The following is a 26,219-nucleotide window of genomic DNA, read 5'->3' on the forward strand; positions in this document are numbered from 1 at the left end:
TCGGTGGATACGGGTACTATCCGGCGGTGGGTAGCGTCACTATCCAAACGCTCGACGCCCCGATCGGAGAACCCGTGGTCCCCCTCGCCGTCCTGTCCGCCTCCTTCTGCAGCGCCCTCGGCGTGACGGCTCTGCGCGCGCCCGACCGGCGGCCGCGCGTCGTCTCCTCCCTGCGCGTCGCGGTCGGGGCGATGTTCGCCGTCACCGGCATCAGTCACTTCGCCGGCATGCGCGACCGGATGATCGCGATGACGCCGGAGTGGCTGCCCGATCCCGAGCTCGTCGTCTCGGCCACCGGAGTGCTCGAGCTGGCCGGCGCCGCGGGAATGCTCTCGCCGCGACTCACCCCCTGGGCCGCGACCGGCCTCTCGGCACTGCTCGTGGCGATGTTCCCGGCGAACGTCGGGCTCGCGCTCTCGGGAGGCGATCTGGAGTGGTCGCAGAGGCTCGGTCCGCGGAGCGCGCTGCAGGTCGTGTACCTGGCGGCGACAGTCGGGCTCGCCGCGGCGGCGTTCCGGGCCGGCTCCCGGCCTCGCGAGGTGCCGGGCGACCTGCGCAGAGCCCGCTGACCGCGGCGTCGTCGCTCCGCCGGGTCTCGTGTGGCGCGAGTCGTCCGGTTCTGGCGCCTTTGCCGGTCCGGTGTCGGTGCTCGCTGGTTCGATGTTCGTATGGCAGTTGCAGCAGAAATGAGACCCGCGGAGGCGTCACTCGACGCGATCCGCGAGGGCGCCGATGACGTCGGCCGGCTCGCCCGCGCCGCGTCGCGCGATCTGCTGGCGTCCGCCGAGCGGCTCTACCAGGTGTACCGGGCAGCGTTGTCGATCCCGCTCGCGTTCGCGCGCGGAAGCCTGTCGAGCAGGGAGTCGAGTGACGTCGTCGAGCGCTCGATCCGCGCCGAGCTCGCGGTCGGGTCGGGAGTCTCCGAGCGCGAGCTGTCCCGCGAGCTCGAACGCGCCCACCTGCTCGTCGAGGACCTGCCGCTGACCCGGGCGGCGCTCGCAGCGGCCCGGATCCGGTGGCGGGCGGCCGAGGTGATCTGCTCCGTCGCCGCGCTGCTGCCCAAGGGGTCACTCCCCGAGTTCGACGAGCGCGCCGCCGAGCTGGCGCTGTCGACGACTGCGACCCAACTGCGGCGCGCAGTCGACCGCCTCCGCGACGAGCTGGACGACCAGCCCCTCGAGAAGCGGCACGCCCGCGCGAAAGAGGACCGCGGAGTGTGGCTCACCCCTGAGATCGACGGAATGGCCACCCTGTCCGCGTACCTTCCGGCGCCAGACGCGGTCGGCGCATACAACCGCCTCGACCGCATCGCGCGGACACTCCGCGACGGCGACGGCACTGCCGGTGACGAGCGCACCCTCGCGCAGCTGCGCGCCGACGCCCTCGCCAATCTGCTCTGCGACGGCGACATCACCGGCACCACCCCGCTCAGCGACGGCACGACGACTCCGACGTTCGTCCCCGGAATCCGCGCGGAAGTACGCCTGACCCTCGCCGCGAGCACCGCCGCGGGCCTCGACGACGCGCACGCCGACCTCGACGGCTACGGAGCGATCCCCGCCGCTACCGCCCGCCACCTCGTCGGGATCGCCGCGACGTTCACCCGCGTCCTCACCGACCCCGACACCTCCGTCGGACGCACACACCGCGTCCCACCACCGCAGATGCGCCTCCACCTGCAGCTGCGCGATCAGACCTGCCGCTTCCCCGGCTGCACCCGGCCCGCCTCCACGGCCGAGGCCGACCACACCCTCGAGTGGCGCAACGGCGGCGAGACGGCGCTGAGCAATCTGGCCTGCCTCTGCACCGCCCACCACCACGTCCGCCACGGCGACCGCTGGACCTACGTCCTCCACCCCGACGGCACAGCCGACTGGACCAGCCCCACCGGCCGCCACGTCACCACCCGACCACCTGCACTCCCCGGACGACCGCCCGCCCCACCGCCGCGCCCGCGCTTCGACGACCCACCACCCCCGTTCTGACGCTCGATACGCCCCTGCGGGGCTACTCGACTTCCCCCTCGCCGCAGCCGCGCCTCGGCATGCTCCGACCCGATCGACTCCGGCGGATACCGCCGCGAGCGCCGGCGCGACCCGCGCGAGCTGCATCCGCCTCCCGGCGAATTGCCGCGCCCTCCGCCGCAGAACGCCCGGTCAGCGCCCGATCGCCCCGCCTCCGCACTGCGCAATCAGATCGGCACCGCGCCGCGCTCCCGGCGAAATCTGCGCCCGGTGGAATGGCCTCCAGAGCAGCGGCACCGGCACCGCCGCACGCACGCGCCACTTCCGAAGGAGCCCGATCCCATGGTCACCCCTTTCCATCTCGCCTGGTTCACCCCGTTCAAGACCCCCGCCTGGAAGAGTCCGTGGGCCGCCGACACCCCGACGACCTGGCTGAACGGCGACTACTACATCGACATGGCGCGCCAGCTCGAGCGGGCCGGCTTCGACTTCATGATGTTCGAGGACTCGACGCTCGTCTCCGACACCTACGGCGGCACGACCGAGAACGACCTCAAGCACGGTCTGCACTCGCCCAAGGGCGACCCGGTTCCACTGCTGCCGGTGCTCGCGCAGCACACCTCCAAGATGGGCTTCATCGCGACGATGTCGACCAGCTTCTACCCGCCGTTCATCCTCGCCCGCACCATGGCGACCATGGACCACCTCACCCGCGGGCGGGTCGGCTGGAACATCGTCACCTCCTCCGAGGACCTCGCCGGCCAGAACTACGGCCTCGACCACCTGCTGCCCCACGACGAGCGCTACGCGATGGCCGAGGAGTACGTCACCGTCGTCAAGGCGCTCTGGGACTCGTGGGAGCCGGGCGCGATCGTCGCCGACCGCGAGACCGGCGTGCTCGCCGATCACACGAAGGTGCACCCCATCCACCACGAGGGGAAGTACTTCAAGGTCCGCGGGCCGCTCAACCTGCCCGCCGGCCCGCAGGGGCACCCCGTGCTCTGCCAGGCGGGCGGCTCCCCCGCCGGCCGCGACTTCGCCGCGAAGCACTCGAACGTGCTGCTCTCGCAGCCCAGCGGAGTGGAGGGGATGAAGGAGTACCGCGACGACATCCGCGCCCGCGCCGCCGCCCACGGCCGGAACCCCGACGACGTGAAGGTGATGTACATCATCCAGCCGGTCCTCGGCGAGACGCAGGCCGACGCGGAGGAGCTCGCGCGCCGCCGCTACGAGCTCAGCCAGGATCAGATCGAGACGGTCCTCGGCATCATGTCGATCACGACCGAGGTCGACTTCAAGCAGTTCGACCTCGATCAGCCGCTGCCCGACGACGTCACGACCAACGGGCACCAGTCGGGGCTCGCGTCGTTCAAGAAGCGCGCCGCGGGAAAGACGATCCGCGAGGCGCTGATGGGCCAGTCGTCCGAGTCGGTGAAGCTCGTCGGCACGCCCGACTCCGTCGCCGAGCAGATGGAGGAGGTCGTGGACTTCGTCGGAGGCGACGGCTTCCTCGTCCGCGGAGAGCCGGTGCGCACGCACTCGCGCCGCTACATCGACGAGATCGCGAGCGGCCTCGCGCCGGCGCTGCGCCGGCGCGGCCTGATCCGCTCCTCCTACGACGAGCCCACCTTCAAGGCGAACCTGGCGGCGTTCTGATGGCCGGCGTCGCTCCGTTCCACCTCGGCTGGTTCCTCAACGGCACCTCGGTGCCCGCGTGGGGCCAGGAGTTCTCGGGGGCGATCGGCACGCAGTGGCAGCAGGCCGAGATCTTCGTCGACCTCGCGCGGGCGATGGAGCGGGCGCGTTTCGACTACGTGCTGATCGAGGACAACACCTTCGTCGGCGACCGCTACGGCGACTCGATGGAGCTCTACCTCAAGCACGCGTTCCAGACCCCGCGCCAGGATCCGATGGTCACCGCGACCCTCCTCGCGCAGGCGACCGAGCGGCTCGGCATCATCGCGACGGCGGGCACCTTCGCCTACCACCCGTACATGCTGGCGCGGCTCACCGCGTCGATCGACCAGATCTCGAAGGGGCGGATGGGCGTGAACGTCGTCACCGGCACCTCCGACCGCGCCCTGCAGAACTACGGCTTCGACGGCATGGACGAGCACGACTCGCGCTACGAGGTGGCCGAGGACTTCCTGAAGGCGGCGATCGCCCTCTGGGACACCTGGGAGCCCGACGCCGTGGTCGCCGACCACGACACCGGCTACTGGGCCGACCACACGAAGGTGCGGCGCGCCGACTACCGCGGCAGTCATTACTCCACCCGCGGGCCGCTCAACACCGGCCCGCTGCCGCAGGGCCGCCCGGTGATCTCGCAGGCCGGAGGCTCGCCCCGCGGCATCGCGTTCGCCGCGCAGTACGCCGACACCATCGTCGCCATCCATGCGACGGCCGAGGGGATGAAGGCCTACCGCGACAAGGTCCGCGCGGCGGCGGTCTCGTTCGGGCGCGACCCCGACGACATCAAGGTGCTCTTCGGAGTCGGTCCCGTCGTCGGCTCGACGCAGGCCGAGGCCGAGGAGCGCGTGCGCCTGCGCCGCGACGACATCGCCGAGAACATCGAGGTGCACCTCGCCGCGATGGCCAAGTCGACCGACATCGACTTCGCGCAGGTCCCGCTCGACGTGCCCCTCGGCTCGCTCGATCTGCGCACCAACGGCACGCAGCAGCTCACCGACTTCGTCACCCGCAACGCCACCAGGACGCTCCGGGAGGCAGTGGTCTCGCGCGGAGTCGGCAACGGCCCGGTCATCGCGGGCACCCCCGAGTCGGTGGCCGATCAGCTCGAGGAGATGATGCGGATCGCCGGCGGTGACGGGTTCCTGATCTCGACCAGCGGCGTCACCCGCCGCTTCATCGCCGAGATCTGCGACGGACTGGTGCCCGAGCTGCAGCGCCGCGGACTCACGCGGCGCGAGTACTCGTTCGACCAGCTGCGCGACAACCTGCTCGAGTTCTGAGCCATCGATCGTTCTGGAGAGAGTCACCATGCGCGGATACGTCGACACCGACTGGGGTCAGCTGCACTACCGGAGGAGCGGCCCGGGCGGCTCGGGCGGCCCCGGCGGCTCCGGCGGCCCGGCGCTCGTGCTGCTGCACGAGTCGCCCCGCACCTCGGCCGTCTACGAGCCGGTGCTGGAGGCGCTCGGCGCGCACACGACGACGATCGCCTTCGACACCCCCGGCTTCGGCCAGAGCGACTCGGCGCCGGCCGACCAGCCGCTCGCCGAGTACGCGCGGATCCTCGTGCAGGCGCTCGACGCGCTCGGGGTCGACGAGTTCGTGCCGGTCGGGATGAAGACCGGAAGCTCGCTGGCGACGGCGATCGCCGTCTCGCTCGTGGGGACCGGTCGCGTGCAGCGCGCCGTGCTCTACGCCCTCGAGCAGCCCGACGAGGAGTCGACCGAGTACTGGGCCGCGAACTGGGCGCCGGAGCTGCCGGTCACCGCCGACGGCGCCGTGCTGCAGTACCTGTGGCAGAAGAACATCGGCCTCTACGGCACCGACGATCCGCGCGCGCTGCTCGGCTGCGTGGCCGACACCCTCGGCAATCTCGAGCGCTACAACTCGATCTACCCTGCAGTGTTCCGCGGCCGGGCGACGACCTGGTCCGACAACCTCGCGCTGGTCGAGGCCGGGGTCGAGCTGACCGTGCTGCGCCCGCCGTGGGCGCGGATGACCCTCGACATCCCGATCGAGTTCACCGACATGCCCGGCACCCGCGTCGTCGAGATGCCGGTGAGCGGCCAGTTCCCGGCCAGGGCTCCCCGCGAGTTCACCGCGGCCGTCCTCGCCGGCGCCGGCCTGGGGTCGTGACGGCGGGCGTCGCCGCACCCGCATTGGCGCGCGAGGTGCGCGCGCCGCTCTCGGGCCTGATGATCGCCCAGTTCGTCGCCGGCCTCTCGGCGACGATCGTCGCGACCAGCATCCCCACCGTGATGCGCTCGCTCGAGGGCGCCGCGGGCCTGTCGACCTGGCTGGTGGCCGCCACGATCCTCGGCAACACGGCGACGACTCCGCTGTGGGGCCGCCTCGCCGACCTGGTCGCGCCGAAGCGGATCCTGCAGGCCGCGATCGCCGTGTTCGTCGCCGGCTCGGTGCTCGCCGCGCTCGCTCCCTCGACCGCGGTGCTGCTGACCGCCCGCGCGGTGCAGGGCATCGGTCTCGGAGGGACCGCCGCGGTGTCGATGGCCGCCGTCGCTCTGCTCGTCCCGCTGCGCGAGCGCGGCCGGGTCAACGGAGCGCTGCAGGCCCTGCAGACCTCGGCGACGATCCTCGGCCCCCTCGTCGGCGGCCTGGTGGTGCAGTCGCTCGGCTGGCGCTGGTGCTTCGTGGTGGCCCTGCCGCTCGCCCTCGCGTCGTTCGCCGTGCTGACCGCGACGCTGCACGTGCGCCTCCCGGTCAAGGCGCGCGGCGGGCGGACCGACTACGCGGGCGCGCTGCTGATCGCGACCGGCGTGCCGTCCCTCCTGATCGCGCTGACTCTGCTCGGGGAGGGCTCGATCGGCGTCGCGCTGATCGGCTTCGGCGCGTTCGGTGCGCTCGCCCTGATCGCCCTCGTGATCGTCGAGCTACGGGTGGCCGCGCCGATCATCCCGCTGCGACTGCTCGGCGGCAGGGTGACGCTGGTGTGCGCCGCCGCCGCCCTGCTCCTCGGATCGACGCTGTTCGGAGGCTCGGTGTTCGTCACGCAGTACCTGCAGATCGGACTCGGCATCGATCCGGCGCCGGCGGGACTCCTGCTGGCGCCGCTCGCAGTCGGCGCGGTCGCCGCCTCCTGGTTCGCGGGCCGCCGCATCACCCGGACCGGCCGGCTGAAGGGCGTGCTGCTGCTCGCGGCGTCGGCGATGCTCGTCGGCAATGCGCTGCTCGCCCTGGCGCCGCTCGCTCCCCTCCCCCTGGCGCTCGGAGGCGCGCTGCTGCTGGCCGCCGGCCTCGGCATGACCCTTCAGAACCTGGTGCTCGCCGCGCAGACCGTCGCTCCGCTCGGCCGCACGGGCTCGGTGAGCGCCGCGATCGTCTTCTTCTTCACCCTCGGAGGCACCGCCGGGCTGGTCGGCTACGGAGCGGCGCTCTCGGCGCGGCTCTCGGTGCTGACGCGGGCGGGCGCGACGGAGGCGGAGGCGTACGCGCTCGGGCTGCCGCTGGTGTTCGCGCTGTCGGCGGTCGCTGCGTGCGTGGCGCTGGCCGCGCTGATACTGCTGCCGCGGGTGCGGCTGCGAGGGACGGGCTGACCGCTCACTCCCCCACGAGCTCGAAGACCGCGCGCTCGGTCGCGACGCCGTTGATCTGCAGAGCGATCGCGTGCGGGCCGGCGTAGTAGCGGCGGGTGGTGATCGCCCGGAACGAGTGCGCGCGACGCACCTCCAGGGTCTCCCCGGGCCGGACGGTCGCGGTCGTCAGCTTGAACGTCTTCGAGGTCTGGCCGCCGTTCGCCTTGCGGTGGAGGACGACGTAGTCGACGGCGAGGCGCAGGTCGTCGCCGCCGACGTTGCGGATGCTCGCGCGGAACTCGATCGCCTCGCCCATCGCGACGACGGTGCGCTCGAGGTGCGGGCCGTCGACCTCGAGGGAGTCGCCCGCGGCGGGGAAGCCGAGCAGGGCGAGCGCCGCGGGATCGCCGCGCTTGACCAGGGTGCGCAGGGCGTGGCGCACGAGGCGCGAGGTGTGCTCGTCGGGGTCGGCGAGCCAGCGCGCGGCGGTGTCGGTGACGAGGGCGGGCGCATCGCGGCTGAGGTCGTTGAGGTGGTTCGCGACCGAGCGGCGGACGTACTCGGAGTCGTCGCGGTACAGGCCGTCGAGGATCGGCACGGTGACGCCGGGGCTCGCCGTCAGCTCGGGGACGCGGACCGACCACGGCAGGTACGGGCGCGTGCCCTCCGAGGCCAGGCGGCGCACGTGCTCGTCGCTCGAGGTCGTCCAGGTCGCCGCCATCGCGAGCGCGCGGTCGAGGTCGTGACGGAGGAGCGTGCGGATCGCGAACTCGGAGCTCAGGAGGCCGGTCAGCTCGGCCAGGAGGGCGAGCGCATCGTCGACGGCGGCCGTGTCGGGATCCTCCACCGCCCTGGTCGCCACCGCGGCGGTGACGGGCCAGATCATCCAGCCGCGGAACGTCTCCGAGCGTGCCGCCCGGACCACCCGCGCCAGCTCCGCGTAGTTCCCGGCGACATCCGCGAGCAGGGCGTCGCGGAGGAGGTCCGCCCGCTCGCGCAGCGCGAGTCCGGCGAGGCGCGCCCCGGCCGCATGGAGTTCCGGAGTGCCGGTGTGCACGAGTGCGATCGCCGCGGCGAGGTCATCGGCGGTACGCGAGTCGATCAGCTGATCGGCGAAGGGCACGTCGACTCCTCTCGGTGACCGGAGTGCGCGGATCGCGCGCCCCTCCACCGAGTCTGGACGAGAAGTCAGGCCACCGAGCGCAGGTGGCGGAAGGCCGAGCCGTGGAAGACCAGCGGCTCGATCGTCGCGTCGTTGTGCAGGGCGGTGACCTGGAGCAGCACGACGTGGTGGTCGCCGGCCGGGATCTCCTGGAAGATCGAGCACTCGAGCCACAGCGGCGAGCCGTGCACGAACACCGCGCCCGCCTCGCTCCGCTCGATCTCGAGGCCCTCGAAGCGGCCCGCCTTGTTGCGGGAGGCGAGCTGCCGGGCCGCGCCGTCGTGACCGGCGCCCATCACCGAGACGCCGATCCGGCCGGCCGAGCGCAGCACGGGCCAGGTGGTCGACGAGTTCTGGATGGCGAACATCACCAGCGGCGGATCCATCGAGACGCCGACCGAGAAGGAGGAGGCGACCATCCCCTCGAGCCGCCCGTCGACCTCTGCGGCGAAGGCCGCGACTCCTGACGGGAAGTGCGAGAAGGCCTGGCGGAGGAGCTGCGGATCGGGCGAGTAGGTCTCGAGACTCATGGCGCAGGAGTCCTTTCGGTCGGGGAGCACGGCGGGGTCGGGCACGATCCTGACAGCCGGATGTTGAATCCGGATTGCGCCGGTGGACACAGTTCCCGAGGTCGGGCGGAGGGGCGCTCGCGCCGCCGGTGAGGGGCTCGGATCCGCGTCAGCGCGGGGAATCCGAGACGATTGCGCCTCCTGCGACACTTCCACCGACGACACCGCCCTCCTATTCCGCCGCCTCCTGACGCCGGTCGGTCTCGAGACGCCCCTGCGGGGCTGCTCGACCAGCAGGGGTGCGCGCGGGCGCGGCATGCTCAGCGCAGTGGCGGACAGCGCTCCGATGGGCGCCAGGACGGCGATCGCGGGTGCGCAATCCAAGCTTCACGCCGCCGCAATCAGCCGGAGTCACCACGGCTCCTACGCTCCTGACTCATCGACCGGGCACCCGTTCCGGCCGACGAGAGGAGGTGACGGCCGTGCTGCGATTCCTCGGCTGGCGCGCCGTGAGGGCGATCCTGACCCTGCTCGCCGTGCTCACCTTCGCGTTCGTGCTCGCCCGGATGACCGGCGACCCGGTGCGCCTGATGCTGCCCGACCAGGCGACCGCGCAGGACGTCGCCGATGTGCGCGCGGCGCTCGGACTCGACCGGCCGCTGATCGTGCAGTACGGCGCGTTCCTCGCCGACATCCTCCGCGGCGACCTCGGCGACTCGATCCGGCAGGGCCAGCCCGCCCTCGCGCTGGTGCTCGACCGGCTGCCCGCCACGCTCGAGCTCGCGATCACCTCGTTCGTCATCGGGTTCGTCCTGGCCACGACCCTCGCTGTCCTCGCCGAGGTGACCGGCGACCGCCGCCTCCGCGCCGTGATGCTCTGGGCCGCGACGCTGCGGCAGGCGGTCCCGCCGTACCTCTTCGGGATCCTGATGATCCTGGTCTTCTCGGTGGGCCTGGGCCTCCTCCCCGCGCTCGGCCGCACCTCCTACGCGAGCTACGTGATCCCCGTGATCACCATCGCGACGTTCGAGGTGGCGCTCTACCTCCGACTCTTCAACGCCTCCTTCGACGAGACCCGCTCGCTCGACTTCGTGCGCACCGCCCGCGCCAAGGGCGTCTCGAACGGGCGGATCGTGATCCGCCACCTGCTGCCGAACGCGCTCCTGCCGATCATCACGGTCGCGGGCATCAACCTCGGCGTCCTCGTCGGCGGCCTGGTGGTGCTCGAGACGGTCTTCAACTGGCCCGGCCTCGGGCGGCTCATCGTGCAGGGCGTCACCCAGCGCGACTACCCGATCGTGCAGGCCGGAGTCGTCGTCATCGCCCTGCTCTTCATCGTGATCAACCTGGTCGTCGACCTGCTCTACGCGGTCCTCGACCCGAGAGTGAGGCTGTCGTGACCACCGAGACGATCCGGACGCGCACCCGCTGGCAGCTCGCGGCCGCCCGCCTGCCCGGTCCGTCGGTGGGGATCGCCGTCGTGATGCTCGCGATCGTGGCGCTCGTCGTGGTCGCCGTGCCGTTCCTCCCGGGCTTCGACCCCTACTCCCAGGACCTGGCGGGGAGCCGCGCGGCCGCGTTCACCGACCCGGGGCACCTGCTCGGCACCGACGCGCTGGGCCGCGACACCCTGAGCCGCCTCGCGGTCGCCACCCGGGTGTCGCTCCTCGTCGCGTTCGGCGCCGTCGCGATCAGTGCCCTCGTCGGGCTGACGATCGGGCTGCTCGCCGGCTGGCGGCGCGGCCGGCTCGACAGCGTGCTGATGGCGGTCGGCGACGTGCAGCTCGCGATCCCGGTCGTGCTCCTGCTGATCGTGCTCGTCGCGGCGCTCGGCTCGAGCCCGCTGCTGCTGGTGACGCTGCTCGGTCTCACGAACTGGGTCGGCTACGGCCGCGTCACCCGCTCGCTCGCGGTGTCGCTGCGCGAGAGCGACTTCGTCAGCGCCGTCACGGCCGCGGGAGGCGGGGGCTGGTGGATCGTCCGCAAGCACCTGCTGCCCAACGTGCTCCCGCAGGTCCTGATCCTCGCCGCGTTCGAGATCGGAGTGGTCATCACCATCGAGTCGTCGCTGAGCTTCCTCGGCCTCGGCATCCAGCCGCCCACTCCGAGTCTCGGTCTGATGATTAACGAGGGCCAGAAGTACCTCCAGACCGATCCCGCGCTCACCCTCCTGCCCGCGCTGATGATCCTGTTCGTCATCGGAGGCGTCCAGTTCGTCTCGCAGGGCGCCCGCCCGCGCCCGTGACCCCCCCCCACCCGAAAGGCCCCTCCCGTGAACCCTGCACACCCCCGGAGCACCCTCGGCGCCGTCGCCCTCGTCGGCGCCGCGACCCTCGTCCTCAGCGGCTGCGCGAGCTTCGACGACGGCTCCGCCTCGGCCGCCGACGCTGAAGGAAGCATCACCGTCGCCCTGACCGGCGAGCCGTCGTCGCTCGATCCGCTCTACGACACCCAGCTGCCGGCGCTCAACATCTTCTACAACGTGTTCGACCAGCTCGCGCAGGTCGACGCCGACGGCTCGGTCTCGCCGCGGCTGGCGACGGAGTGGACCCACGACGACTCCCTCACGAGCTGGGTCTTCACCCTGCGCGACGACGCGACCTGGCAGGACGGCAGCCCCGTCACCGCGGAGGACGTCGTCTTCACCTACGAGACCGCGATGGCCGATCCGGCCTCGAACCTGGGCGGCTACATGACCGCCATCGACACGGTCGCCGCGACCGGCGAGAACGAGGTCACCTTCACCCTGAACACGCCCTTCGCCCCGTTCGACCGTCAGGTGACCCTGGTGCCGATCGTGCCGAAGGCGGTCTACGAGGCCGAGGGGGCCGACGCGTTCGCGAAGGCGCCGGTCGGCTCCGGCCCCTACTCCGTCGCCTCGTGGGTCAACGGCGACTCGATCACCCTCGAGCGCAACGACGACTACTGGGGCGCCAAGGGCGCGTACGAGGAGGTCGTCTTCCAGCCCGTCCCCGACGAGACGACGCGCGCCAACTCGGTGCAGTCGGGCGATCTCGACCTGGTGCTCCTCGGCCCGTCGAACGTCGCCGCCGTCGAGGGCTCCGGCACCGTCGACGTCGTCGAGCAGGAGTCGAACCGGGTGCTCTACACCGGCTTCAACGCGACCGCGCCGTGGCTCTCCGACCCCCAGGTGCGCGAGGCCGTCGACCTCGCGATCGACCGCGACGCGATCAGCGACGACCTGCTCAACGGCTCCGTCACTCCGACCGGGCAGCTCATCGCCCCGGTCTCGTTCGGCTACGACGAGTCGCTGCCCGCGACCGAGACCGATGCCGACGCCGCCCGCGAGCTGATCTCCGCCTCCGGCTACGACGGCAGCCCGATCACGCTCTCGTACCCCACCGCGGGGCTCCCCCAGATCGACCAGATCGCGCAGGCGATCGCGAGCCAGCTCGAGGACGTCGGCCTGACGATCGAGCTCGACGGTCAGGAGGCCAACACCTTCAGCGGCACCTGGTTCTCGGCCGCGCTCCCCGGCCTCTACCTCTACGCCTTCGCGCCGTCGGTGATGGATGCGGACCTGCCCCTCACGATGCTGCTGAAGACCGGCGGTCAGGGCTACAGCTCCGACCCGGCGATCGACCAGCTGCTCGCCGACGAGACCGGCGAGGCCGACGAGACCGCGCGCGCCGACGACTTTGCGCAGATCTCGGCGCTGGTCGACGAGAACACCTACTACGCGCCGCTCTTCACCGACACCTACACGTACGCAGTCGCGCAGGGCCTCGACTGGACCCCGCGCCCCGACGGCATGATCGTCTTCAACTGAAACCCCTTCTGATCAGGAGTAAAGCCATGACCACCATCCCCCGCGAGAACACCGCCCTCATCGTCGTCGACATGCAGCGCGCCTTCTTCGACAACGACGACTCCCTCGGCCGCTCGGGCATCGACGTCACCCCGCTGCGCGACGCGATCCCCGGCACCGTGCGCCTCGTCCAGGACGCCCGCGCCGCCGGAGTGCCCGTGATCTTCACCCGCTACGTCTACATGCCCGGCATGGTCGACTTCGGCCCGGTCCGCGGAGCGAAGGCGGCCGAGCGGATCGCCTCGAACTCGCTCGGCGCGGGCACCGACGAGATCGAGCTGATCCCCGAGCTGGAGGCGCGGCCCGACGAGATCGTGATCGACAAGTCGCGGCCGAGCGCCTTCTACGGCACGCGGCTCGAGCCGGTGCTCAACGGCATGGGTGTCCGCAACGTGGTGATCTGCGGAGTGACGACCAACATCTGCGTCGAGTCGACCGCCCGCGACGCCGGCCAGCGCGACTACGGCACCTACGTGGTGCGCGACGCGGTCGCCGAGTTCACGGCCGAGCGCAACCACTACGCGCTCTTCGGTATCGCCTGGTCGTTCGGCGAGGTCGTCGACATCGCCGAGATCGAGTCGGCGTGGGAGCTCGAGACCGCCGAGGCCGTGTAGTGACCGAGCCGCTCCTCTCGCTGCGGGACGTGACGATCTCGTTCGCCACGCCCGCGGGCGAGGTCGAGGCCGTGCGCCGGCTCGACCTCGAGCTGCACGCCGGCGAGACCATCGCGATCGTCGGCGAGTCGGGCTCGGGCAAGTCGACGACGGCGGCGAGCATCAACCGGCTGCTGCCCGAGAACGGCCGGATCGCCTCGGGCTCGATCCTGTTCGAGGGCGAGGACCTGGCGCAGGCGACCGAGAAGCGGATGACCGCGCTGCGCGGGGCGGGCATCGGCCTCGTCCCGCAGGACCCGATGTCGAACCTGAACCCGCTGCAGCGGGTCGGCGCGCAGATCCGCGAGGCACTGCTGGTGCACGGCCGGATGCGCCGGGCCGAGGCGCAGGCGCGCGTCGTCGAGCTGCTCGCGATGGTCGGCATCCCCGAGCCCGAGCGCCGGGCGCGCCAGTACCCGCACGAGCTCTCGGGCGGGATGCGCCAGCGGGTGCTCATCGCGATCGGCCTCGCCTGCCGGCCGCGACTGCTCATCGCCGACGAGCCGACGAGCGCGCTCGACGTCACCGTGCAGCGCGGCATCCTCGACCAGCTCGAGCAGCTGACCGCCGAGATGGGCACGGCGGTCATCCTGATCACGCACGATCTCGCCCTCGCGGCCGAGCGCGCCGACCGGGTGCTCGTGCTGTTCCGCGGCGAGGTGGTCGAGCAGGGCGACGCGGCGCAGATCCTCCGCCACCCCGAGCACGAGTACACCCGGCGGCTGCTGGCCGCCGCGCCGAACCTGACCTCGGAGCGGCTGGTCGCGGAGGCGCGGGTCGAGACGGAGCCGCCCCTGGTCACCCTCCGCGAGGTCGGCAAGCAGTACCCGGTGCGCTCCGGCCTCGGTCGGGCGCGGCCCTTCACCGCCGTCGAGTCGTCGTCGTTCGACATCCCGCGCGGACGGACGGTCGCGGTGGTCGGCGAGTCGGGGTCGGGCAAGTCGACGACCGCGAAGCTGGTGCTGCGGCTCGAGGAGCCGACGACCGGCGCGATCGAGTTCCGCGGGCGCACCGTCGCCCACCTGCGCGGCGCCGACCTGACCGACTTCCGGCGCCACGTGCAGCCCGTGTTCCAGAACCCCTACAGCTCGTTCGACGCGCGCTACACCGTGTTCCGCTCGATCGAGGAGCCGCTGCTCCTGCACCGGATCGGCGACGCCTCGACCCGGCGGACGCGCGTGGAGGAGCTGCTCGCGCAGGTCGCGCTGCCGCCCGAGACCGCCGCGAAGCTCCCGCGCCAGCTCTCGGGCGGGCAGCTGCAGCGGGTCGCAATCGCCCGGGCGCTCGCTCTCTCGCCCGAGCTGGTCGTGCTCGACGAGGCGGTGTCGGCCCTCGACGTGCTCGTGCAGGAGCAGATCCTCGCCCTGCTCGCCGACCTGCAGCGCGAGCTGGGCGTCAGCTACCTCTTCATCAGCCACGACCTCGCCGTGGTGCGGATGATCTCGCACACCGTGCACGTGATGCAGAAGGGCCGCATCGTCGAGTCGGGCACTCCGGCGCAGATCTTCGACGCGCCGCAGCACCCGTACACCCGGGCGCTGCTCGCTGCGATCCCGAGCCCGGAGGCGGCGACGGCCTGACTGGTCAGGCCGAGGTGTGCGCCCCGGCCACCTCGGCCAGGCACTCGCGGAACGTGCGCACCGCGGGCGACGCGAGGCCCGCCTCCCGTTGCGCGGTGAAGATCGTGCGGCGGGGCAGGCCGGGCAGGTCGAGGAGGCGGCACTCGGGGGCCTCGCCCGCCCAGACCAGGTCGGGCATCAGCGCGACCGCGTTGCCCGAGGCGACCAGGCGGATCTGCGCCTGCAGGTCGGCCGTCTCGAAGCGCACGTCGGGCTCGAAGCCGGCGACACGGCAGAGCTGCTCGGCGAAGTGGCGGCTGGCGGTGCCGCGCGGCTCCATCACCCAGGCGGCATCGCGCACGTCGCCCAGTGCGAGTGCAGCGGAGTCGCGGCGCACCGCCAGGCGGATCGCGTCGGTCGTGAGGTCGGCCCGCACCAGGCCCGGCAGCCACGACACCGAGTGGCCGGGGTACTGCTCGGCGACCACGAGGTCGAACTCGCGCGCCCACGACGTCTCGTGCAGCGCCCCCTCCGGCTCGCGCTGGACCATCTCGACCCGGACCTCCGGCGCGCGCTCGGCGATCGCCCGCAGTGCGCCCGGCATCAGCGCGAGCGCGGCCGACTGGAAGACGGCGACCCGGACACGGCCCGTGACGGACTCGCCCGACGCGGCGAGCGCCGCCTCCGCCCGCTCGAGCAGCGCCAGCACCTCGCCGGCGGCCTCGACCAGGATCTCGGCCTGCGGCGTCAGCTGCACCCGCCGCCCGACCTTGCGCAGCAGCTCGACGCCGGTCTCGCGCTCGAGCACGCTGAGCTGCTGCGACACCGCCGAGGGACTGTAGGCGAGGGCGTCGGCGGCGGCCGCGAGCGTGCCGCGGATGGCGACCTCGCGCAGCAGCACGAGGCGGCGGACATCGAGCATCGGCGACTCCCATCGATCAGTTCAGCTGACCGGTACCGGTAAGGAACGATCGCTTCTGCTCAACGGTACTGCGGACGAATACTGAGGTCACCGCCCCTGAAGGAGATCCCGTGACCGACCTCGCCGCTCCCGCCCGCCCGACCGGGCCCTCGCCCGACTCCGTCGACCCGCGACTGGTCGACGAGAGCATCGCGCTGGTGCGCCGCTGGCTGCGCGAGGCGGCGCAGATCCCGGTGGACGCCTCCGGGACGCAGCTCGCCGGCGTGCTGAAGGACCCGTCGGGCCTCGACTTCACGGTCGGCTTCGTCGACGGAGTCGTGCGCCCCGAGGACACCCGCGTCGCCGCCGCCGCCCTGCGCTCGATCGCGGGCGGTGTGCCGGAGTTCCTCCCCGCCCCGATGCGCGGGGCCGTCGCGCTCGGCGGCGTGATGGCCCCGCTGCTCCCCGACGTCGTCGTGCCGATCGCGCGCCGCGTGCTGCGGCGGATGGTCGGCCACCTCATCATCGACGCGACCGACTCGCGTCTCGGTCCGGCGATCGCGAAGATCCGCCGCGAGGGCGTGCGGCTCAACATGAATCTGCTCGGCGAGGCCGTGCTCGGCCGGGCCGAGGCGCAGCGCCGCCTCGAGGGCACGCACCGCCTCCTCGAGCGCTCCGACGTCGACTACGTCTCGATCAAGGTCTCGTCGACGGTCGCCCCGCACAACCCGTGGGCGTTCGACGCGGCGGTCGACGACATCGTCGACGAGCTCGCTCCGCTCTTCGCGCGGGCCGCGGCCGCGACTCCGAACAAGTTCGTGAACCTCGACATGGAGGAGTACAAGGATCTCGATCTCACGATCGCGGTCTTCACCCGGCTGCTCGACCGGCCGGAGTTCCTCGCCCTCGAGGCCGGCATCGTGCTGCAGGCCTACCTGCCGGACGCGCTGGCGGCGATGATCCGTCTGCAGGAGTGGAGCGCCGCCCGCCGCGCCCGCGGCGGAGCGGGCATCAAGGTGCGCCTGGTCAAGGGCGCGAACCTGCCGATGGAGCAGGTCGAGGCGTCGATCCACGGCTGGCCGCTCGCGACCTGGAGCACCAAGCAGGACTCGGACACGAACTACAAGCGCGTCGTCGACTACGCCCTGCACCCCGAGCGGATCCGCAACGTCCGCCTGGGTGTCGCCGGGCACAACCTCTTCGACGTCGCCTACTCGTGGCTGCTCGCCGGCGAGCGCGGGGTCCGCGAGGGCATCGAGTACGAGATGCTCCTCGGCATGGCGCAGGGCCAGGCCGAGGCGGTGCGCCGCACGGTCGGGTCGCTCCTGCTCTACACGCCGGTCGTCGCACCCGCCGAGTTCGACGTCGCGATCGCGTACCTCATCCGCCGCCTCGAGGAGGGGGCTTCGAGCGAGAACTTCATGTCGGCCGTCTTCGAGCTCGAGTCGAACGAGGCGCTGTTCGCGCGGGAGGAGTCGCGGTTCCGCGCCTCCGTCACCGCGCTCGACGGGGCGGTGCCGCCCGCGCACCGGGTCGCCGACCGGTTCGCCGCGGCGGGGCGCCCCGGGTTCGGGGACTTCCGCAGCACGCCCGACACCGATCCATCGGTCGCGGCGAACCGGGAGTGGGCGCGCGCGATCCTCGACCGGGTGCCGTCGTCGCTGCTCGGAGTGGACACGATCGAGGCCGCGACGATCTCGACCCGCGAGGAGCTCGAGGCGGGGATCGCCGCGACCCGCGCCTCCGGCTGGGGCTCGCTGCCCGCCGACGAGCGCGCGCGCATCCTGCACCGCGCGGGCGAGGAGCTGGAGGCGCGTCGCGCCGACCTGCTCGAGGTGATGGCTGCGGAGGCCGGCAAGACGATCGACCAGGGCGACCCGGAGGTGTCGGAGGCGATCGACTTCGCGCACTACTACGCCGAGCGGGCCCGCGAGCTCGACCACGTCGACGGGGCCGCGTTCACTCCCGCCGCGCTGACGCTCGTCGCTCCGCCGTGGAACTTCCCGGTCGCGATCCCGGCCGGCGGCGTGCTCGCCGCGCTGGCCGCGGGCTCGGCCGTCGTGCTCAAGCCCGCCGGTCCGACCGCGCGCTGCGGAGCCGTCGTGGCCGAGGCGCTGTGGGCCGCGGGCGTGCCGCGCGAGGCTCTGCTGCTGCTCCGCCTGCCCGAGGAGGAGCTCGGGCGCGATCTCGTCGCGCACCCCGGTGTCGACCGCGTGATCCTCACCGGTGCGTACGAGACCGCCGAGCTTTTCCGCTCGTTCCGCCACGATCTGCCGCTGCTCGCCGAGACGAGCGGCAAGAACGCGATCATCGTCACTCCGTCGGCCGACCTCGACCTCGCGGTGAAGGACGTCGTCTCGAGCGCCTTCGGCCACGCCGGCCAGAAGTGCTCGGCGGCCTCCCTCGTCGTGCTCGTGGGGTCCGTGGCGCGCTCGAAGCGGTTCCGCGCTCAGCTGCTCGATGCCGTCGCCTCCCTCACGGTCGGCTACCCGACCGACCCCGCGACCCGGATGGGCCCGGTCATCGAGCCCGCCGCGGGCAAGCTGCTGCGCGGCCTGACGACGCTCGGCGCGGGCGAGAGCTGGCTGCTCGAGCCGCGGAAGCTCGACGACTCCGGGAAGCTGTGGAGCCCGGGGGTCCGCGACGGCGTGCGGCGCGGCTCCGAGTTCCACCGCACCGAGTACTTCGGGCCGGTGCTCGGGATCATGACCGCCGCGACCCTCGACGAGGCGATCGCGGTGGTCAACGAGGTCGACTACGGCTTGACCTCGGGGCTCCACGCGCTCGACCCGGCCGAGATCGGCACCTGGCTCGACTCCATCGAGGCGGGCAACCTGTACGTCAACCGCGGCATCACCGGCGCGATCGTCGAGCGCCAGCCGTTCGGCGGCTGGAAGAAGTCGGCGGTCGGCCCGGGCACCAAGGCGGGCGGGCCCGACTACCTGCTGGGGCTCGGGTCGTGGGAGCCGGCGGAGTCGTCGGCGATGGCGCCGGTGAACGCTCGCGCAGCCCGACTCGCGGCGGCCGCTCGGGCCGAGCTGCCGGGCGCGGAGGCGTCGTCGGTCGAGCGGGCGGCGCGCAGCATCGCGGCGGCGTGGGGAGCGACCGGTCCGGTCGATGTCACCGGGCTCTCGGCCGAGCGCAACGTGTTCCGGCACCGGCCCTACGACTCCGCGGTGCTGGTGCGGCTCGAGGACGCCCCGCTCGGCGCGCTCGCCCTGGTGGCGGCCGCGGCGGCGACGGCCTCGGCGCGCGTGGTCGTCTCGAGTGCGGTGGCACTGCCTCCGCAGCTCGCCGCAGCAGTGGCCGGGATCGCCGACACGGTCACGGTCGAGGACGCCGCCGCCTGGGCCCTGCGGGTGCGCGCCCACGGGTCCGGGCGGGTGCGGCTGCTCGGCGCTCCCGCCTCCTCCGTCACCGCGGTCACCGGCGGGCGGCCCGACCTCGCGGTCTACGCCGGCCCCGCGACCGAGTCCGGCCGCCTCGAGCTGCTCCCGTTCCTCCGCGAGCAGGCCGTCTCGATCACCGCCCACCGCTTCGGAACCCCCGACCACCTGACCGACGCGCTGCTCTGACGCCGGCGGCCGATCGCTGCATCAGGCTCTGCGCACCGCCTGCGCGAGCGCGCGGCGGTCGCGCCACGACGTCAGCGTGCGGCGCCACGCCGGGCTGAGGCGCTGCTCCGCGAGCGCGTTCAGGCCCCACGACAGGAGGAGCACCGCGCCGAAGGCCGCGATCCCCGCCGCATCGCGCCCGACGACCGGCCAGAGCGCCGCGAGGATCGCGTAGCCGACGACGACGTGCAGGATGTAGAGCGAGTAGCTGATCCGGCCGAGCCACAGCAGCGGCGCCCAGCGGAGCACGGCGGTCCTGTCGCGGAGCGCGACGGCCGCGAAGAGCGCGCAGATCCCCAGCACCACGGCGCCGTGGGTCCAGTCGTGCAGCAGTGACGCGCTCACCGCCGCGACGAGCCCGGCCGGCACCGCGAGCGGCTCGAACCTCCCGCGACGCCGCGCGAGGAACAGCAGCATCCCGAAGCAGAACAGCGGCCCGTACTCGGCCAGCGTCACGTTCGCCAGGATGCGCACCGCGACGGGAGCGGAGGCGACGTCGACGCCCCCCGCGAGGACGTGGGCCGCGAACGCCGCCACCGCCGCGAGTCCGAGCCACGCGCCGACGAGCACGCGGACGAGCCGATCCGAGATCCGGCACCGCGTGACGACCAGGAGCAGCAGCACGATCAGGTAGAACTGCATCTCGATCGCGAGCGTCCAGAAGGCGCCGTTCACGTCGGGGACCAGCAGCAGCCGCTGCACCATCGTGAAGTTGAGCAGCAGTTGGAGCGGCGTCAGATCCGTGCCGGGAACGTGCGCGAGGGCCCCGACGACGATCGAGACGACCACCGCGATCCAGTACGCGGGGTAGAGCCGGGTGAGGCGCGAGATCGCGAAGTCCGACGGCCGTTCGGCCCGCTCCGCGGTCATCAGGATGACGAACCCGCTGATCACGAAGAAGAGCTGCACGCCGAACATGCCGTACGGCAAGCCGATCAGGCTCGCCGGCGCCTCCGGGTTGTCGGTCGAGAACGACGAGGTGAGGTGGTAGACCACGACCCCCAGCGCGGCGAGCCCGCGGAGGCCGTCGAGCTCGACGAAGCGTGACGACACCCGATCCCCCTCGCCCTCTCCGCCGAGTGTTCCAGAGCGGCGGGGAGGGCGTCCCGCCCATCCGCGACCGGGTGCATGCCGTTAGCGTCAGGCCACCCATCGGGGGGCGGCGGTGAGCAGGATGTCCGCATGACGCGGCAGGAGAACGCTCAGCGCCCCACCGCCGCTGACACCCCACGGCGCTCGACGGTCGGCTCCGCGTTCGACCCGCGGCACAACAGCATCAACGCGCTGCGCCTCGGCCTCGCGGTGCTGGTGATCGTGGCGCACTCCTGGCCGCTCGGCGGCTACGGCGACGCGCCGGGCTTCGGAGGCACCGATCTCGGCAACTGGGCGGTGGGCGGCTTCTTCGCGACCTCCGGTTACCTGATCACCGCCAGCCGGATCCGCTCGCGCACCCTGCTCGACTACCTCTGGCGCCGGTTCCTGCGCATCTACCCCGGCTTCCTCGTCTCCCTCCTCGTCGTCGCGTTCGTGATGGCGCCGCTCGCGTCGCTGCTGCTCGGAGCCGGCCCGTACAGCGTCGGGGCCGGCCTGCAGTTCGTCCTGGGGAACCTCGCGCTCTACATCCGCGAGTTCGGGATCACGGGCATGCTCGGCTCGATCCCGTACCCCGGGCCCTGGAACGGCTCGCTGTGGAGCCTCTTCTACGAGTTCGCGAGCTACCTCGTGATCGGCGCGCTGGTCTCGGTCGTGCCTCTGCGCGGGGTCCGCCCCTGCGTGGTCGTGCTGTTCGCGGGGCTCACCCTCGCCGCGGGCGTGCTCGCCACCGATCTCGTGCCCGTCCCGGCGGTGCTGAACCAGATGGTGACGCTCGTCGGCTACTTCCTCGCGGGGGCCCTCGTGTACCTCTTCCGCGATCGGATCCCGCTGAGCATCCCGCTGACGATCGCCGCCGCCGTCGTCTTCGCGGTCGTCGTCGATCTCGGGCTGTACCGCGTCCTCGCCGGCCTCCCGCTCGCCTACCTGATGCTCGCGCTGGGGGCGCTCCTCCCCCTCCAGCAGCTCGGCGCGACGCACGACATCTCGTACGGGATGTACATCTACGCGTTCCCGGTGCAGCAGATCCTCGCGCTGATGCTCCTCGGCATCGACGTGCCCACCTGGGCGTTCATCCTGCTCGCGATCGCCTGCACCCTCCCGCTGGCCTGGGCGAGCTGGCTGCTGGTCGAACGGCCCGCGATGCGGCTCAAGCGGCTCACCGCGAAGGCCCCCGTCGACGCCGAGGGCCGCGTCCTCCGCTGAGGGAGGAGGCACCGCGATGACACTGGGCATCAGGATCCGCGCGCACGAGCTCGCCGAGGCGGTCGCGTACTCGTCGCTGTTCGGCGCCCGGGTGCGCTGGCGGGCGCTGCGCGCGCTCGGCTGGCGCGACCTCGCGGCGCCGACGATCAAGCGCGGCGGCTGGATCAACGGCCACCGTCTCAGCATCGGACCCGGCGGCTTCCTCGCCGTCGGCGTCTACCTCGATGCCGCCGCGCAGGTCACGATCGGGCGCGAGGTGATGATCGGGCCCTACGCGAAGGTGATCACCTCCACCCACGCGATCGGAGGCGCCGACCGGCGCGGGGGCGCCTCCGAGTACCACCCCGTGACCATCGGCGACGGCTGCTGGATCGGCGCGGGCGCCCTCGTGCTGCCCGGCGTCACCGTCGCTCCGGGCTGCGTGATCGCCGCGGGCGCGGTCGTCGCCGCCGACACGGAGCCGCACGGCCTCTACGCCGGCACCCCGGCACGGCGGGTGCGCGACCTCGACGCGTGACGCGGCAGAAGCTGTCAGGGCCGCCGGAACGGATCGACCTGCTTCCACGCACGCCCCAGGCCGACCTCCCGCCGAAGAGCGAGCAGCGCCTCGCCGGCGGTGTAGGCGCGTCCGCGCTTCTCGCCGACCGCCGCGAGGAGCCCTGCTCGGGCGAGCGTCATCAGGTCGCGCGTGGCTGTCTGCGGGCTGACCACTGTTCCCACGTCGGCGAGCGAGGTGATGTAGCGGCCTCGGGTGACCGTCGCACCGAACAGCGCATCGAACAGCGCGTCCAGTGCGCGATCATCGACGCCGACGGCCTGCAGGAGGTCGGTGAGGGCAGTGGATGCGACTCCCGCGGCGGTGATGCGGGCGGCGCGCTCCTCCGCCTGATTGAAGTGGGCGGTGAGGACGAACCGGATCCAGGGGCGCACCTGCTCGGGTGTCGACTCCTCCGGCGCCCACCGGCCGCGGCCGACAGCGGCGAGGACGTCGTAGTAGGCCTGAGTGTGGCGGCCCAGGTACTCCTCGATCGAGAGGAAGACGGGCGAGATGTCGTCGTCCGCGGCGAGCACGAGCGATTGCAGCACACGTGCCATACGTCCGTTGCCGTCCTTGAACGGGTGGATGAGCACGAAGTTCAGGTGCGCCATCGCCGCATCGATGAGCGTGTCGCCAGTGAGGACGACCGAGTTCGCGAGCTCGTCCATCAGCGCGGGCACAGCCGCTGCATCGGCGCCTTCGTGGACGATGTCGCCGGTCGACTCCTGCTGGACGTAGACGGGTCCCCGTCGGTAGCGCCCGGGGCGCTTGGTGAGGTCGTGCGACGTCACCATGTAGTGGAGGCTGCGGAGGAGCGTGGGGTCGACGATCACCGGATCCTGAGCGAGTTGAAGCACGTAGGTCATCGCCAGCTGGTAGCCGACGAGAGCGCGTTCCGTCTCGTCGTCGAGACCGACCGGCTTCTCGCCCTGGGCGATGGCAGCCACGTCATCGACGCTCGCGTTGATGCCCTCGATACTGTTCGATCCCTGCACGTTTCGAGCGAAGGTCATTCGGCGGAGAGGCGCCGTCCAGCGGTTGCCTTGACGTACCTGGTACTTCAGGGAGTCGCTGACCTCGCGGACGGCGGCACGGACGTCGCGTTCCTCGCTGGTCAGATCGGGCGCGGTGTACAACAGTCCCCCGTTCGAGCGTGATGATTACATATCATCATACACTCACGGAGGGATGAACGACCGGAGCGTCGGCGAGGCGCATCGTGCCGCCCGCCTGGGCGGCGAACGCCCTCGCCGTCGCGGCGATCGTGCGCTGCATCACGCGCACCGCGGCGGTCGGCGCGAGGTCGGCCGGGCGGGCGAGGCTGATGGTGCGGGTCAGCCGGTCGGGCTCCTCGAGGCGGATCGAGCGCAGGCCCGGGCGGCCCTGCAGCACCATCGCCGGGACGATCGCGATGCCCAGGCCGCGCTCGGCGAAGCGCAGCACGGCGTCCATCTCGGCTCCCTCCAGCACGATGTCGGGCGCCAGACCCGCCGCCGAGAACGCGGCATCGGTCGCTCGGCGCAGGTCGTAGCTCGAGTTGAAGACGATCTGCGGGAGGCGGGCCACGGCCGCCAGATCGATCGCGTCGCCCTCGGCGAGGGGCGGCTGCGCGGCGGAGGAGACCACGACGAGCTCCTCGACGAGCAGCGGAGTCACCGTGAAGGCGCCGACCGCCGCCGCCGTCGACGTCGTCACGAGCGCGAGGTCCAGCTCGCCCCGGGCGAGCCGGTCGAAGAGGCTCCGCGAGCCGTCCTCGGCGAGGTGCAGCTCGATGGCGGGATGCGCCGCGTGGAACGCGTGCAGCACCTCCGCGACGAGGCTGATGCAGAGGGTCGGAGTCGCGCCGAAGCGCACCCGGCCGCGCTCGAGCCCCGCCAGCTCGGCCAGCTCGCGGCGCACCGACTCGGCGTCGGCGAGCATGCGCCGCGCGAGCGGCAGCAGGAGCTCACCGGCCGATGTGAGGGTGCTGCCGGCGCGCGCCCGGTGGAACAGCTCCGAGCCGAGGTCCTGCTCCAGCGACGCGATCTGGCGGCTCAGCGACGGCTGCGCGAGGTGCAGCTCCTCGGCCGCGCGGGTGAAGCTGCCCAGGCGCGCGACCTCGACGAAGCCGGTCAGCTGCTCGAAGTTCATGTTCATAGCCTAAATGCATCAACTGCAGCCGTTATATGCATTGGAGTAATCGAGAAGCGCTGCCTACCGTGGAGGAATGAGCACCTCAGCACCCACCACGGAGCGTCGGATCTCCACCTCGGTCCTCGTCATCGGCACCGGAGGCTCGGGTCTGCGCGCCGCGATCGAGCTGGCCGAGGCCGGCGTCGACGTGATCGCCCTGGGCAAACGGTCGAAGTCGGACGCGCACACCTCGCTCGCCGCCGGCGGGATCAACGCCGCCCTCGCCACGATGGACCCCGACGACAGCTGGCAGCAGCACGCCGCCGACACCATCACCGAGTCCTACCTGCTCGCGAACCCGCACACCGTCGAGATCGTCACCTCGAACGCCGCCCGCGGCATCCAGGACCTCGAGCGCTACGGCATGCCGTTCGCCCGGGAGGACGACGGCCGCATCTCTCAGCGCTTCTTCGGCGCGCACACCTACCGCCGCACCGCCTTCGCGGGCGACTACACCGGACTCGAGATCCAGCGGACGCTCGTGAATCGGGCCGCGCAGCTCGAGATCCCGATCCTCGACACCGTCTACGTCACGCGCATCCTCGTCAACGAGGACGGCGTCGTCTTCGGCGCGTACGGCTTCGACCTCGTCGACGGCACTCGCTACCTCATCCACGCCGACGCCGTGATCCTCGCCGCCGGCGGCCACAACCGCATCTGGCGCCGCACCTCCTCGCGCCGCGACGAGAACACGGGCGACTCGTTCCGCCTGGCCGTCGAGGCCGGCGGGCGCCTGCGCGACCCCGAGCTGGTGCAGTTCCACCCGTCGGGCATCATCGAGCCCGAGAACGCGGCCGGAACGCTGATCTCCGAGGCCGCGCGCGGCGAGGGCGGCATCCTCCGCAACGGGCTCGGCGAGCGCTTCATGCACAAGTACGACCCCGAGCGCCTCGAGCTCTCGACCCGCGACCGGGTCGCGCTCGCCTGCTACACCGAGATCAAGGAGGGCCGCGGCACCCCGAACGGCGGAGTCTGGCTCGACGTCTCGCACCTGCCGCGCGAGACGATCATGACCCGCCTCCCCCGCGTCTACCAGACGATGCTCGAGCTGCAGATGCTCGACATCACGAAGGACCCGATCGAGATCGCACCGACGGCGCACTACTCGATGGGCGGCGTCTGGGTCCGCTCCGACGACCACAGCACCGACGTCCCCGGCCTCTACGCCATCGGCGAGGCCTCCAGCGGCCTGCACGGCGCCAACCGCCTCGGCGGCAACTCCCTCATCGAGCTGCTCGTCTTCGGCCGCATCGTCGGCCAGGCCGCCGCGGAGTACTCCGCCTCCCTCACGGCGCAGACCCGCTCAGCGGCGTCAGTGCAGGTCGCCCGCGACGAGATCGCCGACCTGCTCGCCGCCGACGGCGAGGAGAACGTCCGCGCCCTGCAGCGCGCCATCCGCAACACCATGACCGCGCACGCCGGAGTCGTCCGCGACGAGCAGGGCCTGCTCACCGGACTCGCCGAACTCGACGCCATCGAGGCGCGCATCGCCGACATCGGGATCCACCCCGACATCGCCGGCTACCAGGACCTCGCGCACGCCTTCGACCTCAAGTCGGCCGCCATGGCGGCGCGCGCCACCCTGGAGGCCGCACTCGAGCGCCGGGAGAGCCGCGGCTGCCACAACCGCAGCGACTACCCCGACATCGACCCCGCCCTGCAGGTGAACCTCGTCTGGTCGCCCGGCACCGGCATCACCCGCGAGGAGATCCCCGCGGTCCCGGAGGAGATCCAGGCGCTGATCGGCGAGGTCGAGACGGCCGGGAAGCTGCTCGAGTAGGCGGCTGCCTGACGA

The 26,219-nt window shown here is 72.2% G+C and carries 21 protein-coding genes; 15 read left to right on the forward strand and 6 right to left on the reverse strand.

Annotation, left to right across the window (positions count from 1 at the left end):
- Positions 1-26 precede the first annotated feature (26 nt).
- The 6 genes from ASG06_RS03385 (at position 27) to ASG06_RS03410 (ending at position 7,210) form a co-directional block, all read left to right on the forward strand.
- Positions 27-569: a DoxX family protein gene (locus ASG06_RS03385; protein ID WP_197409352.1), complete on the forward strand. Its 543-nt coding sequence runs from the start codon at positions 27-29 to the stop codon at positions 567-569.
- Positions 570-668: 99 nt separating this feature from the next.
- Positions 669-1,985 carry an HNH endonuclease signature motif containing protein gene (locus ASG06_RS03390; RefSeq protein ID WP_082498902.1) on the forward strand — a complete coding sequence of 439 codons (1,317 nt, stop codon included), beginning with the start codon at positions 669-671 and terminating at the stop codon, positions 1,983-1,985.
- A 321-nt stretch (positions 1,986-2,306) separates the two neighbouring features.
- On the forward strand, positions 2,307-3,620 hold the full coding sequence (locus ASG06_RS03395) for an NtaA/DmoA family FMN-dependent monooxygenase (RefSeq protein ID WP_056038474.1): 1,314 nt from the start codon (positions 2,307-2,309) through the stop codon (positions 3,618-3,620).
- Entirely contained in the window at positions 3,620-4,936 is a 1,317-nt protein-coding gene (locus ASG06_RS03400; protein ID WP_056038477.1) for an NtaA/DmoA family FMN-dependent monooxygenase, read from the forward strand. The genes ASG06_RS03395 and ASG06_RS03400 overlap by 1 nt, the downstream gene beginning before the upstream one ends.
- A gap of 28 nt (positions 4,937-4,964) precedes the next feature.
- The gene (locus tag ASG06_RS03405; RefSeq protein WP_056038482.1) at positions 4,965-5,792 is read left to right on the forward strand and encodes an alpha/beta fold hydrolase; all 828 of its coding nucleotides are present in this window, start codon (positions 4,965-4,967) and stop codon (positions 5,790-5,792) included.
- Positions 5,789-7,210: an MFS transporter gene (locus ASG06_RS03410; RefSeq protein ID WP_156465842.1), complete on the forward strand. Its 1,422-nt coding sequence runs from the start codon at positions 5,789-5,791 to the stop codon at positions 7,208-7,210. Before ASG06_RS03405 ends, ASG06_RS03410 begins: the two co-directional genes overlap by 4 nt.
- 4 nt (positions 7,211-7,214) lie before the next feature.
- Here the strand turns inward: ASG06_RS03410 and ASG06_RS03415 are convergent, their stop codons facing one another.
- The gene (locus tag ASG06_RS03415; RefSeq protein WP_056038487.1) at positions 7,215-8,312 is read right to left on the reverse strand and encodes a hypothetical protein; all 1,098 of its coding nucleotides are present in this window, start codon (positions 8,310-8,312) and stop codon (positions 7,215-7,217) included.
- A gap of 65 nt (positions 8,313-8,377) precedes the next feature.
- Positions 8,378-8,881, reverse strand: a complete 504-nt coding sequence (locus ASG06_RS03420) for a flavin reductase family protein (RefSeq protein ID WP_056038490.1) — start codon at positions 8,879-8,881, stop codon at positions 8,378-8,380.
- A gap of 461 nt (positions 8,882-9,342) precedes the next feature.
- Between ASG06_RS03420 and ASG06_RS03425 the strand changes: the two genes are divergently transcribed.
- The 5 genes from ASG06_RS03425 to ASG06_RS03445 are packed head-to-tail and all read left to right on the forward strand — an operon-like array spanning position 9,343 to position 14,922.
- Positions 9,343-10,260, forward strand: a complete 918-nt coding sequence (locus tag ASG06_RS03425; protein WP_156465843.1) for an ABC transporter permease — start codon at positions 9,343-9,345, stop codon at positions 10,258-10,260.
- Positions 10,257-11,105, forward strand: a complete 849-nt coding sequence (locus ASG06_RS03430) for an ABC transporter permease (RefSeq protein ID WP_056038496.1) — start codon at positions 10,257-10,259, stop codon at positions 11,103-11,105. Before ASG06_RS03425 ends, ASG06_RS03430 begins: the two co-directional genes overlap by 4 nt.
- Positions 11,106-11,132: 27 nt before the next feature.
- Positions 11,133-12,650: an ABC transporter substrate-binding protein gene (locus ASG06_RS03435; RefSeq protein ID WP_056038499.1), complete on the forward strand. Its 1,518-nt coding sequence runs from the start codon at positions 11,133-11,135 to the stop codon at positions 12,648-12,650.
- Between the two features lie 26 nt (positions 12,651-12,676).
- Entirely contained in the window at positions 12,677-13,303 is a 627-nt protein-coding gene (locus ASG06_RS03440; protein WP_056038502.1) for a cysteine hydrolase family protein, read from the forward strand.
- A complete protein-coding gene (locus ASG06_RS03445; RefSeq protein WP_082498903.1) occupies positions 13,303-14,922 on the forward strand; it encodes an ABC transporter ATP-binding protein in 1,620 nt (539 codons plus the stop codon). The genes ASG06_RS03440 and ASG06_RS03445 overlap by 1 nt, the downstream gene beginning before the upstream one ends.
- Before the next feature lie 4 nt (positions 14,923-14,926).
- On the opposite strand, the gene ASG06_RS03450 is transcribed toward ASG06_RS03445, so the two are convergent.
- A complete protein-coding gene (locus ASG06_RS03450) occupies positions 14,927-15,823 on the reverse strand; it encodes a LysR substrate-binding domain-containing protein (RefSeq protein ID WP_056038508.1) in 897 nt (298 codons plus the stop codon).
- A 110-nt stretch (positions 15,824-15,933) separates the two neighbouring features.
- On the opposite strand from ASG06_RS03450, the gene ASG06_RS03455 reads away from it, so the two are divergent.
- Positions 15,934-19,377: a bifunctional proline dehydrogenase/L-glutamate gamma-semialdehyde dehydrogenase gene (locus tag ASG06_RS03455; RefSeq protein WP_056038512.1), complete on the forward strand. Its 3,444-nt coding sequence runs from the start codon at positions 15,934-15,936 to the stop codon at positions 19,375-19,377.
- 21 nt (positions 19,378-19,398) lie between these two features.
- Here the strand turns inward: ASG06_RS03455 and ASG06_RS03460 are convergent, their stop codons facing one another.
- The gene (locus tag ASG06_RS03460; RefSeq protein WP_056038515.1) at positions 19,399-20,469 is read right to left on the reverse strand and encodes an acyltransferase family protein; all 1,071 of its coding nucleotides are present in this window, start codon (positions 20,467-20,469) and stop codon (positions 19,399-19,401) included.
- Between the two features lie 129 nt (positions 20,470-20,598).
- Here ASG06_RS03460 and ASG06_RS03465 point away from each other — a divergent pair, with 129 nt between their 5' ends.
- Both ASG06_RS03465 and ASG06_RS03470 read left to right on the forward strand, forming a co-directional pair.
- Complete coding sequence (locus tag ASG06_RS03465; protein ID WP_056038518.1) at positions 20,599-21,714, forward strand: acyltransferase family protein; 1,116 nt, start codon at positions 20,599-20,601, stop codon at positions 21,712-21,714.
- Positions 21,715-21,730: 16 nt separating this feature from the next.
- The gene (locus ASG06_RS03470; protein WP_056038521.1) at positions 21,731-22,231 is read left to right on the forward strand and encodes an acyltransferase; all 501 of its coding nucleotides are present in this window, start codon (positions 21,731-21,733) and stop codon (positions 22,229-22,231) included.
- 14 nt (positions 22,232-22,245) lie between these two features.
- Here the strand turns inward: ASG06_RS03470 and ASG06_RS03475 are convergent, their stop codons facing one another.
- Both ASG06_RS03475 and ASG06_RS03480 read right to left on the reverse strand, forming a co-directional pair.
- Entirely contained in the window at positions 22,246-23,247 is a 1,002-nt protein-coding gene (locus tag ASG06_RS03475; RefSeq protein WP_162238993.1) for a Fic family protein, read from the reverse strand.
- Positions 23,248-23,422: 175 nt separating this feature from the next.
- On the reverse strand, positions 23,423-24,382 hold the full coding sequence (locus ASG06_RS03480) for a LysR family transcriptional regulator (RefSeq protein WP_056040440.1): 960 nt from the start codon (positions 24,380-24,382) through the stop codon (positions 23,423-23,425).
- A 76-nt stretch (positions 24,383-24,458) separates the two neighbouring features.
- Here ASG06_RS03480 and ASG06_RS03485 point away from each other — a divergent pair, with 76 nt between their 5' ends.
- Positions 24,459-26,204 carry an L-aspartate oxidase gene (locus tag ASG06_RS03485; RefSeq protein ID WP_056038526.1) on the forward strand — a complete coding sequence of 582 codons (1,746 nt, stop codon included), beginning with the start codon at positions 24,459-24,461 and terminating at the stop codon, positions 26,202-26,204.
- Positions 26,205-26,219: the final 15 nt, after the last annotated feature.

Source organism: Rathayibacter sp. Leaf185, assembly GCF_001423885.1.
Classification (GTDB): domain Bacteria; phylum Actinomycetota; class Actinomycetes; order Actinomycetales; family Microbacteriaceae; genus Rathayibacter.